The sequence below is a fragment of the Lysinibacillus sp. FW301-JW8 genome, from assembly GCF_058788755.1.
The window spans coordinates 1-10,532 of sequence record NZ_JBYTBB010000110.1 but is presented as its reverse complement, the minus strand read 5'-3'; the positions used below and the strand labels follow the sequence as shown (position 1 = coordinate 10,532).

At 35.7% G+C, this 10,532-nt stretch carries 12 protein-coding genes; 2 read left to right on the top strand and 10 right to left on the bottom strand.

All coding sequences use genetic code 11. The features are described 5' to 3' along the window. The first annotated feature begins 262 nt into the window (after window positions 1–262). A complete protein-coding gene (locus AC3WOM_RS25790) occupies window positions 263–1,297 on the top strand; it encodes a YdcF family protein (RefSeq protein ID WP_492448916.1) in 1,035 nt (344 codons plus the stop codon). A gap of 68 nt (window positions 1,298–1,365) precedes the next feature. Here AC3WOM_RS25790 and AC3WOM_RS25785 read toward each other — a convergent pair whose 3' ends face one another. The 10 genes from AC3WOM_RS25785 to AC3WOM_RS25740 form a co-directional block, all read right to left on the bottom strand. Next, complete coding sequence (locus AC3WOM_RS25785) at window positions 1,366–1,839, bottom strand: hypothetical protein (RefSeq protein WP_492448915.1); 474 nt, start codon at window positions 1,837–1,839, stop codon at window positions 1,366–1,368. 23 nt (window positions 1,840–1,862) lie between these two features. Next, the gene (locus AC3WOM_RS25780) at window positions 1,863–2,333 is read right to left on the bottom strand and encodes a DUF4259 domain-containing protein (RefSeq protein WP_492448914.1); all 471 of its coding nucleotides are present in this window, start codon (window positions 2,331–2,333) and stop codon (window positions 1,863–1,865) included. A gap of 194 nt (window positions 2,334–2,527) precedes the next feature. Next, the gene (locus tag AC3WOM_RS25775) at window positions 2,528–2,836 is read right to left on the bottom strand and encodes a hypothetical protein (RefSeq protein ID WP_492448913.1); all 309 of its coding nucleotides are present in this window, start codon (window positions 2,834–2,836) and stop codon (window positions 2,528–2,530) included. A 103-nt stretch (window positions 2,837–2,939) separates the two neighbouring features. Continuing rightward, window positions 2,940–4,595: a DUF6138 family protein gene (locus AC3WOM_RS25770; RefSeq protein ID WP_492448912.1), complete on the bottom strand. Its 1,656-nt coding sequence runs from the start codon at window positions 4,593–4,595 to the stop codon at window positions 2,940–2,942. Window positions 4,596–4,668: 73 nt separating this feature from the next. Then, window positions 4,669–5,721 carry a suppressor of fused domain protein gene (locus AC3WOM_RS25765; protein ID WP_492448911.1) on the bottom strand — a complete coding sequence of 351 codons (1,053 nt, stop codon included), beginning with the start codon at window positions 5,719–5,721 and terminating at the stop codon, window positions 4,669–4,671. A 328-nt stretch (window positions 5,722–6,049) separates the two neighbouring features. Beyond that, complete coding sequence (locus tag AC3WOM_RS25760) at window positions 6,050–6,259, bottom strand: hypothetical protein (RefSeq protein ID WP_492448910.1); 210 nt, start codon at window positions 6,257–6,259, stop codon at window positions 6,050–6,052. Between the two features lie 87 nt (window positions 6,260–6,346). Further along, the gene (locus tag AC3WOM_RS25755) at window positions 6,347–6,895 is read right to left on the bottom strand and encodes a hypothetical protein (RefSeq protein WP_427543349.1); all 549 of its coding nucleotides are present in this window, start codon (window positions 6,893–6,895) and stop codon (window positions 6,347–6,349) included. A gap of 503 nt (window positions 6,896–7,398) precedes the next feature. Then, on the bottom strand, window positions 7,399–7,851 hold the full coding sequence (locus AC3WOM_RS25750) for an OsmC family protein (RefSeq protein WP_492448909.1): 453 nt from the start codon (window positions 7,849–7,851) through the stop codon (window positions 7,399–7,401). Window positions 7,852–8,079: 228 nt separating this feature from the next. Next, window positions 8,080–8,235: a hypothetical protein gene (locus AC3WOM_RS25745; protein ID WP_427543568.1), complete on the bottom strand. Its 156-nt coding sequence runs from the start codon at window positions 8,233–8,235 to the stop codon at window positions 8,080–8,082. Between the two features lie 171 nt (window positions 8,236–8,406). Beyond that, window positions 8,407–9,093, bottom strand: a complete 687-nt coding sequence (locus AC3WOM_RS25740; RefSeq protein ID WP_427543355.1) for a DUF421 domain-containing protein — start codon at window positions 9,091–9,093, stop codon at window positions 8,407–8,409. A gap of 275 nt (window positions 9,094–9,368) precedes the next feature. Here AC3WOM_RS25740 and AC3WOM_RS25735 point away from each other — a divergent pair, with 275 nt between their 5' ends. Further along, complete coding sequence (locus AC3WOM_RS25735; RefSeq protein ID WP_492448908.1) at window positions 9,369–10,241, top strand: DMT family transporter; 873 nt, start codon at window positions 9,369–9,371, stop codon at window positions 10,239–10,241. Window positions 10,242–10,532: the final 291 nt, after the last annotated feature.

Here is a 10,532-nt window from a genome sequence, read left to right as displayed (position 1 = left end):
GCGGCTCGTCGCTCGCCCACAGGAAGCCTTGCTCTGCGCGAAAGCGAAGCGTCAGCGGCAAAGCGAGTAGCCTGGAATGAAAATCACCTTCATTTTGACTAAATATTCACAAAGGATCCTTGACCATTTTGATTTTCTACACTATGAAAGGAGTATATCCCTGATACTCCTTTTTATTTTGTCAGTAGTTGATTTCATCCAATAATTACTTATAATATAAAGATACAAATCAACCTATTACATCATTGAGGTGCATGTTTTTATGTATTTTGGAATTATTCCTCTTATGCTTTTCATTATTTTTCTCATTTCTTATTTGAAAGATCCTAGAAAGATTATTAACGGCCTGCTATTTAATCTTTTTGTCTGTTCTTTTCTTTTATTCTGTGTTCTCGCATCCTTAGCATCTGATCAATATTTATTAAGGATGATTGTAATTATTCCGCTCATCGCTCTAATTATCCTCATTCCCTTTGCAATTTTAGCTTTAATGTTTGGTTTATTTTTAAATGCAAGAGTGTTAATGAAACGAGAGGGAAAACGTTTGGCTAATTCTTTAACATTACTTGTAGCGCTGGGCATTTTATTATTTATATTACTACCGATTATATATCCAGCAAGCTTATTCTCAATCCACCTCCAACCGATTTTTGGTGGGATATCTCTTATAACATTTTATTTTTTTATTCACTTGTCTAATTTCTTATCAGCCTATTTTCTGTACCAATTCAATCGACCAAAGTTAAATCAGGATTATATCATTGTACTGGGCAGTGGCTTAATTAATGACAAGGTACCACCACTTTTAGCTAGTAGAATTCAGAAGGCCATTGATTTCTATCATAAACAGGCAGCAATTACCTCACCACCAACAATTATCTTTTCTGGTGGACAAGGTTCTGACGAGAGTCTTCCAGAAGCCGAGGCAATGCAAAAATTCGCAATTGGAAAAGGTATTCCTATCGAGCATACATTGCAAGAGAACCAATCTGTTAATACATATGAAAATATGTTATTTTCAAAACGGATAATGGATGATAACAAACAAGGTAAGGTCTATAACAGTATTTTTACGACAAATAATTTCCATCTGTTCCGTGCAGGCATCTATGCAAGACTTGCAGGTTTAAACAGTCAGGGCATTGGCTCGAAAACGGCCTTTTATTATTGGCCAAACGCGATGATTCGTGAATATGTTGCCATTGTTGTGATGGGGCGAAAAAGACACATGAAAATCGTCGGGCCTATTCTCGGCATCTCCATCCTATTTTCCTTACTTAGTTTTTTCTTTATATGATTTATATTGTATGGATTCGTGGCACGACTGCATTGAAAGTGCCACGAATCCATTTATTTTTTATTTTTTCACAATACATACTTCTTCATTTGCTGCTCATGAACCATTTTCATATAGCTATATTTACGAGGATAGCGTTCTTTCTGCAGTATCTTATAAAGGACGGATTGACCTTCCATGTAACAAACCGCATATTCACAATTATCATAAAGTCTACGTGATAATTGTTTTACTATAGAAATACCTTCCTTTGTGCTCATTCTCCATCCAAACTGAATCATATCCAATTGGTCATATGGATCACGATAGGTATCGAGAACAATACATCTATCTTGTTGGTCCTTATTTGCAAATACCAAAACATCTCCTGTATTAACGGGTTGTTCAAGAAAACGTTCGTGTATATCCTCTATGGGCAGTTTAATGTCAAGCACATCCATAATAGCCTGAAAATTCGAATGAGGTATACATTCATCACATATCTCATCTGGATATTCAACCAATTCCGTAATTGAAGCCATTATCCAAAATTCATATGTCAATTATCATCACTCCATGTAGCTTTTTATTGTTGTAAATTGCTGATTTCTTGTTCAATTCTATGAATAAGATCGTTTAAGTTTGATTGCCATGCATGCCAACTTTTAGACTCGTGCCATAACTCTACAATCTCTCTACTTCCATGCTCATCTGGCACCTCATCTCTAATATCTGTCAAATATCTTATGATAAATGTTAAAGCACCCTCATCAGCTGTCAAAGATTGGTCGTTTCCACATTTACTTTCGTCACTAAGAAATTTACCTGTATCGAGATAGGTGATATAGATTTCTGCTAATGCCATAGCGCTAACATCGTAAAAAAAGTCGATGTCCTTAAAGGTATCTCCAAAAAAGCCATCATTTTTCATCGCCTTGACAATGTCAGTTAACGATAAATAATTTGAATTTATTTGATTTTTGATATAGTCCTGTAAAAAGCCAACTATATCTAATCCCTCATCACTTTCTAATGCTTTGTAGCCCCATGCTCCCATATTATTGCTCCTCCCTTAATTTGATATCTAAAGAAACCATACCCACGGCTTCAGCCCATCAGAATATTGCTCTTTTTTACAAATAAGAGCCAAAATAGAACTTCATCTTTTCTAGCGAATAACCATCTTGTCCTCTCCAAGTAGCCATTGACATAAAATCTTTTATTCGTCCATGCTACTTGCGATAATCATCCTTAGATACTTGTAAACCTGCATAAACCCCAGATTTCCATAACAAACATCCCGTTCGACTTGAAAACATCCTTCCAGCGCTTCTCAAGCTGTCTAGCTGCATCCGTATCTTGACAAGATTCTACTACCTCTAACATCTGTTTTAAAATAGCTATATCTTCCTCACATACAGTAAATGCCTCTTGTTCTTTCGCTAAACATTCTAAGTTGAGCAAGCAATACAGCAGCCAAATTAAGCGAACACCGCCCCATTTGATTCGTTCAAAATTTAGCACATTCAAATCTTCATTAATATATGCTTTATTAGACATCACTTTATGTTCATTACATAACCACATGCACTATAGGATACCAATTCTACAGGTCACTCATCATGTTGGCCGCTATCTATTCCATTTGATTTGCCCTCTTTGATTAACCCATCCATTGTAGTAATTTCTCTAGCTCATTCTTAATTGGTGCCGCCGCTTGATTCACACTCTGTGCTAACTTTTTGGAATTGCCAAATAGTTGATATAAAACAAATTCACGCTGGTGGTCTTCTTTATTTTCTAGCTCTTGTATAAGTGCCGAAAGTAGTTCCTGTTCCTTTATTTCAATGCCCTTAAGTGGCTTAACGGATTCATTTGCTCCAAGTAGAATAGCTACAAACACAGGCATGAGCTCAACTGATAGGGCATGTGCTTCTACAAAAGCCTCTGCATAATAATTCTGCACAGACTGATGCTCTGTATCAACAATTGCCATATAGCTTTGAACGAGAGGGAAATAGGCATTACTGTATAACCCTAAACCAAAGACCGCATAGGTTCCAGGCATAGCTGATTTTTCACTAGGCTCTACATCCTGATACCATGCAAACTCCTTTATAGCTAACTGTGTATAGTTCGCCAGCAATGGATAAAGGCTAGGATACACAAGACAATTTGCAAAAAACTGATGCAGCTTTGATTTAGCTAACTTCTTTATAGGAAGAAAATTTTTCACTTTGGTTTTTAAGGTCAGCTTATAGCTCTTTGGGAAGCCTTCCTGCAAAAGGTCTATTATGTAATAGAGTGCTTCACGATAAGCCGTTTCCTCCTCTGACATTATCCGTATATCAATTGTTTGCAAAATATCATTTGCTTGTCCTTGAAAAATATCACTCTTTCGTGTACTTTCAAAACGGTCGCTCCCCTGCTGTAAATAATCCGCTGCTTGTTGAGAGCCGAGCTGTTTAGCAAGTTCAAGGTATTGCAAACGAGTAGCAGGTTCTTTTTGACCGATTTTCAACGCAACATACAGAAAAAAATCTAGTTTTTCCTGCTCAACCTGCTGGGGAGTGTCCTCGTTTTTCAGCCTCCATTCATTTATATAATCTCCAGTTGGTACAAAATACTGCTGTAAAAAAAGCTTTTCTGCCCAATGTTTAAACGCTCTATTATAATGATAGATCCACTGGTCTAAACGCTTCTTATTGGCATGATGCTTTTCTTGTAGTCGACAAATAAGTGGTTCGATATCATCTGCTGTTTGGTGAAAAAAATAAGGATTCACCAAATGCCGCGCAAAGAAAAATTCATCATTGTCACTTGGGCGTACAGGTAACTCAGCCATAACCTTTGTTTGAATAAATGTTGCTAGCTCCTGTTTCATTAGCTGTAGCTTGCGGTCATTAAGCAGCTCCTTTTGATATAAGACGGTCTTATCATGCTCAAATTCGAGTACCACCTGAAAAGAATAATCAAAAAATCGAGAACCATATTGCTCTGATTGAAACATCGTCTCTATTTTTGTACATAAAGCGAAAAAAAGCTCCTCAACATGATTAATTTCTGTAAATTCCTGTATGTATGGACCTACTTCCACCTTATAGGCACTATCACTCCAACTAAATGGCTCATATACATCAATATAAATGGAACCGTAATGGCTTTTTTCTTTTTTCCATGAAACTTTTAGATAGTTAAATACGCCTGCTTGGAGTTGGCTCCAATCTTTAAGCGAGCTTATTCTTTTACTTTCTTGCTGATAAACAGCAGTTAGTTTTTCCCATACATCCGTTAGAAAATGCTCTACATTCTGCTTCAAATCACACAATCTCCCTTCCATACTTAGAGAAAAATCTCTCGCTAAAAACCATAATTTTAGCGAGAGACTGATCTTATCCGATTGTTTTCACAACCGCTCCTTCTTGATTTTTAATATGCGTTTTCAAAATTTGAAAGCTGACACCAACTAAAGAAGTTAATTCAAATTGACTTTCTTGCGGCACTAGCTTTTGACTTAGCTCGTCAACCGCCGCCCTGTTCAATGTAATCGTAATTTCTTGTCCATCCTCATGATAGCCTACTTGATCAGCCGCTTTAAACATAATCGTTATATTTTGACCAACTAAGCTAAGACTTCTGCCTTTTAAAATTCGTCCACGCAGTAATTTACTTATGACATCTGCTTGCTTAGCCCCTAGCTGGATGATATGTGATTGTTTGTTAAAACCCATTTCCTCCACTTCCCATGCCAGTTGACCTACAAAAAGAAAGCCAGTATTGGAGCCCTCCTTTTCCATTCCCTGTTCAACTGCCTCTGCAATTTGAGCATTTTGTAATAAAGAAGCTCGCGTTAAATCAGTGATATAGCTTGGTATTTGCTGGATGCCCGCCTGTAGCATACCGAGTGTATTCCACGTCTGCATCGCTTCTAGCTCATCCTCTGTAATGCCAACCATTTGGAGAAACGCCATCTTGCCATTTGGCGTAACAATTTCAGCCAGCTCAGGATCTTGCGTAAAGGCCAGCGCGGTTAATTGTGTATCTGCATCAAGACAAATGGGACCATTTGCATCCAAATAATCTCCTGCTCTAAAAACATTGCCACTATTAAAAACATATCTACCCATATTTTGTAGTAAATTTAAGGCCCAAGCAGGTGGCTCGTTCTCGTTACGCACCAATCGAAATGTCAATTCAAATCCATACCCGCTGTATTCCTCATTTTCAAATTCTTTTTCATATAATTCCGAGAAACCATATGTAACAAAATGCCAATGTGGAATCGGTTTTTCACTTTTATAGGCACTTATCCCATCCAAAGGATCCTGTCCACCTAGTGAATAAGGAATCAATGTTCCGTAATGCATTGGCTCCTGCTCACCGTACACCTGTACTAGTACTTGATCAATCGCATCCCAACCAACCGCTGTAACTTCTTCACTCATCTACGCATCCTCCTCGATGTTGTTTCACTTTAAAAACATACTAATCTAGTATTCCTATGATACCAATTTTATGGTAGCTCTTTAACAGGAATAGGACTCATTTTCAGCTTTCCAGCATCTAGGTTTATTTTCATTCCGAACGAGGTAAATATTACTAATAAATTACGCCCTAGCGTAATTGCGTCTGGATTTTTTTCGAGCTCGCTCGAAAAGCTCCTCTTCAAAATCCGTGACATCTGCCAGGGGCTTTGGGCCAACAGATGTTTTTTGTGCGAAAACGTAGTGCTAACGCAGCGGCAGCAACACGATGTTGGTCACTCAGGCGTTTTTACCAGGATGTGAAGATTTTTAGCCTGAGTTCCTCTATTTCAGCGGCCATTTGTACGCTCACTGAATAGGAAAAAACCGCATTCATCTCGCCACTAGAGGTCGGAATATTTTGCTGAATCAAGATAAAAAACTCAGGCAAATCATCAAGTTCTGTGATTGCCTGAGTGAGGAATTTAATTTTATGGTTTGCTTGAATAGCTCTCTTCAAAATTCGTGACATCCGCTAGGGGCGGGTGTTTGTATGCCTGCTGAATCAAAAGAATTAACAAGACTACGCACTCGTAATTATTTCTCTTTAGCCATACAACATAGCTGGCGTTCGCACATTATGTAAATAGTCCGCAATCTTTCCAGCATATACCTTTTCCAAATATGGTAATTGAGCAATACAGTGTGGCGTCATTAAAGCTGGGTTTTGATAAATCTTTAAACCTCCGACCTTTAATAGCATTGCTACAAACTGTGAGCAAAAATAAGCACGCTCTCTGCGAACCTCTTTTTGCATCATCACCCCAAAAAGTCCAATAAAGTTATATTTATAGCGATCTCGATTCCAATACATATAACGGACAATTTTCATCATTTCTAAGTATTGATAATGCGAAACTCTGCAACGATAGATGACACAATCTGCTGTCTCAAATAGTCCTCTTTCTGCATTTTCCCGCAAAAAACCACCACTTAATGGATTATTTAGCTGCCTTCGCCCAAAGCTGTACATATCAAAAAGCTCTTCATCAAACGCTATGGATGCATGATTCATTTCTTTCCCAGTATACATCCCGATTGCCTTCGATAATAATGTACCTGTTTTTGTTAGTACTATGTAAATGGTGTATGACATTTCCTCACCTACTTCAATATTCTTTACTACTACCAATACGTTTTAAATCTTCAAATGGTTTCGTTAATTTCCTTATATTATAAGTATAAAAAGGTAATCTTAAATTTTTCCTTAGTAGAATCTGAAGAATTTCTTAATTTTTAGCATGATTTTCTCGTCAAGCGAATAGGCTAGCTATAACTACTAAATCTTTACCTTAATAGATTTTATTTTTATTTATATGAATTTTGTTATGAGCTTATGTGGGGTACATATGGTATTCAGAATATTTTTTACTCGAATACAATAAAAAATCACTCATTATTTTTGAATGAGTGACCTTCTATTTAAGACTTCTTATCAACATCCTCTTTGAATGAATTCGATATATTTGCAAGCTCTTTATCAAGATGCTGTTCCAATTTGACATAAACAAAGCCCCCGTCCCTAAATGAGAGACGAGAGCTATAGAAAAATAGTCTAGGTGTATCTATCAAGAATGTCAACATCTTTCTGCATAAAAGTTAAGCGATTGTATTCTCAATGACAATGCCTGCAGAAACAAGATTGACAGTATTAGCAATCGTATCGCCTACTGGACAATGCGCTTCAATAATTTTTTTAAATTCTTCTACCTTCTCTTCCGATGCACTTGTTTCAATATGGAAAGTATATCGAATCGTTAAAAATCCAGGTCTTACATCAGAATTTCCTAAAAAACCATCTATATCAAGGTCTCCCTCTAATTCAACCCAAAAATTTTTTAGGTCTATGTTCAATTTATTTGCGTAAATTCTTGCGACTATTGACTGACACGCACCTAATGCAGAAAGAACAAGTTCTACAGGATTTGCACCTTGGTCATCTCCGCCTAACTCTTTTGGTTCATCTATTATAATTTTATGTCCTCTTACATTGGCCTCTACCAATACTTTATCTTTTAAATATGTACTGGCCTTAAATGTTGTTACTGTCATCTTATCTCTCTCCTTTTAATCCTTATTAAATTTATAAGAATACATTTATTTTATCCTACTTGTAACTCCCTCTTTAGTCAACACTTTTTTCAAAAAATTAATAATTTTCAATTCCTTTATGTATACAAAAATGACGAAGCAACTCTATGGTCACTTCATCATATGCACTACTTTAAGAATGCTATAGCTGACTACAATAAGTTGCAGCCGAACTAATCAATCATTATGCTACTCTTTTTGTTTGGTATATTGCTCTTGATTAGAATTCTTACTTTGCTCTTTTGTAAGATTATTCTCCTCACGTACATCTAAATCATCAGGACTCAAATCTTCTGTAAATTCCTCTTGATTTAATGCTCTTTTTTCTTGCTTTTTGTCAGTCAAAATAATCACCTCCAATCTATAATTTTTCCCTTTTGAAGTAATTTATACTTGTTCGAATTGTAATAGTTGGGGGATTAACATAAAAGTTTTATGTAGTTCATAGGAAGGAGTTGAAAAGCCTACAAGCATTAATTAAAATAAACAAGATTTAATAAACTAGGGAATCCCAATCTAAAATTTCTGTATAAATATACTTCCATCTGATTGTATTTCAGCATAAAATACTTCTTCAATATCATTTATATTAGCCTTTTTTAATTCATTATTTAACCAATCTATACTTTTGCCAACTTCTAATAAATTTCTCAATAATAACTTTCCATCTGTAATGATTTCTATAGGTATAAAAACTGGAGTTGTAGGATAAATTTTAAAATCTCTTTTTTGTACCTCTTGAAACGCTGGTTTTTTGAGAATGCTAAGTGTACCATTTGGTTCTAAAATAGCATAATCTATTTCTGCCATTGAAAAAATTTGATATTGTCTAGTCATCATTGTTAAGTCATCAATATTAATACCTGTTCTTTTTAATGCTTTTCTGTCTATCTTTCCATGCTTTATGACAATTGTAGGCTGACCATCTAGGATTACTCTAATTTTCCCTGATTTAAGACTGATAAAACCAATAATTGTAGTGAGTAAACACCAAATTACAAGACTGAGCAAATCTTTTAAATAATCTTTCGTACTAAGAACAATCATGTTTGCAGCAATGGAGCCTATTGTTATTCCTGTAACATAATTAAAAAAAGTCAGCTGACTTAATTGTTTTTTACCTAAAAAACGAGTCAAGGTTAGAAGAACAAAAAAAGTTATAATGGTTTCAATAGCTATTTGTAGGTAGCTTACATCTTTCATTTTTTCACTCCTATCTATTTCATAGGATGCTTAAAATATTTAATTAAATACGCAAAAAATCCAAATACTCGAATCTAATAATTGTCATTTGCTAATTCTGTTCAAACTCGTTAATGTAATTTATAATAGTTAAAAATGTACATAGATTGGAGTTGATTTACATGATGTTTTCTCCATTATTTGAACAGGATGTACCAACAATTCTTCTTCCTTAACGGTAGAGGAGTTTTTCTCCGTTAAGGACATAGATTTCTATGAAAAACGGAGGAAAAAACATGAATAATAAAATAATAGGTGCCCTTTTTTTATCGCTCGCAGCCAGTATTTGGGGGGCAATGTATGTTGTCGTAAAAGTAGTCGTAGAGGTTGTTCCACCCTTGGAACTTGTATGGATTCGTTATGTGATTGCTGTAATCACACTTGCTACTATTGGTATCTGTATGAAGCAATCATGGTCTATAGCTAAAAGAGATTGGCTAATGATTTTCCTTGTTGGTCTGATCGGTAATACAATCTCGATTGTCACACAGGAAATGGGTACAATGCTTTCTACTGCTCAAATGGGTGCTATTATTACGTCGACTACGCCTGCTTTTATGGTCCTGTTTGCACGCTTTATTTTGAGAGAAAAAATTACATTAAAAAAATGTCTTTCCATTGTTCTAGCGACGATCGGTGTTGCCATTATTGTTGGGAATGGACAAATTGATGTTAGCCAGCAATTAGGCGGCTTTTACTTATTAGTTGCTGCGTTGACTTGGGCATTTATGTCCGTGTTAGTGAAGAAAATTCCCCAGCAATATTCGCAGATTGTTATTACCACTTATACATCTATGGTGGCTGTGTGTTTACTGACGCCCATTGTTCTTCCTAGAATAAAGTATTTAGATGTATCGAGTATTTTGCAGCCAACAATTTCAGGCGGATTAATTTATTTAGGTATTGTTTCTACAGCTGGCGGTTTTTTATTGTGGAACAAAGGGCTTCAATTAATGAATGCTTCCAGTGGAGGATTATTCTTTTTCTTCCAACCAGTCGTCGGAACCTTTTTAGGCTGGCTACTGTTAAATGAAACAATTGGACTTTCTTTTTGGCTCGGTACAATGTTAATTTTTAGTGGTGTTTTTCTAGTGATTAAAGACGAATAATAAGAAAATAACCTATATAAAGGATATTGAAAAGGCAGATAACATAATCTCTGCCTTTTCAAATTCACCAACTCATATTGTCTAGAATTTAATGTGAATATCTTCATTCTTTTATTTTTCCTACCACTCCTCTCTTTTATCTCTTTCATAAAAAAATACAATTCTATTCCATTCGAGGGAGAGTATAATTAAAGTTAAAGCTCAACTCAACTATAGGGAGCATTCCTGTTAGAAACGTTTTCGGGGACTTGAAATAAAAAAAGCCCTCTTGTATGATGCTTGAGTATCAAC

Excerpts from the sequence above, each read along its gene's own strand:
- AC3WOM_RS25790 (WP_492448916.1), top strand. The coding sequence starts at position 263 with ATGTATTTTGGAATTATTCCTCTTATGCTTTTCATTATTTTTCTCATT.
- AC3WOM_RS25780 (WP_492448914.1), bottom strand. The coding sequence starts at position 2,333 with ATGGGAGCATGGGGCTACAAAGCATTAGAAAGTGATGAGGGATTAGAT.
- AC3WOM_RS25775 (WP_492448913.1), bottom strand. The coding sequence starts at position 2,836 with ATGTCTAATAAAGCATATATTAATGAAGATTTGAATGTGCTAAATTTT.
- AC3WOM_RS25765 (WP_492448911.1), bottom strand. The coding sequence starts at position 5,721 with ATGAGTGAAGAAGTTACAGCGGTTGGTTGGGATGCGATTGATCAAGTA.
- AC3WOM_RS25755 (WP_427543349.1), bottom strand. The coding sequence starts at position 6,895 with ATGTCATACACCATTTACATAGTACTAACAAAAACAGGTACATTATTA.
- AC3WOM_RS25750 (WP_492448909.1), bottom strand. The coding sequence starts at position 7,851 with ATGACAGTAACAACATTTAAGGCCAGTACATATTTAAAAGATAAAGTA.
- AC3WOM_RS25740 (WP_427543355.1), bottom strand. The coding sequence starts at position 9,093 with ATGAAAGATGTAAGCTACCTACAAATAGCTATTGAAACCATTATAACT.
- AC3WOM_RS25735 (WP_492448908.1), top strand. The coding sequence starts at position 9,369 with ATGAATAATAAAATAATAGGTGCCCTTTTTTTATCGCTCGCAGCCAGT.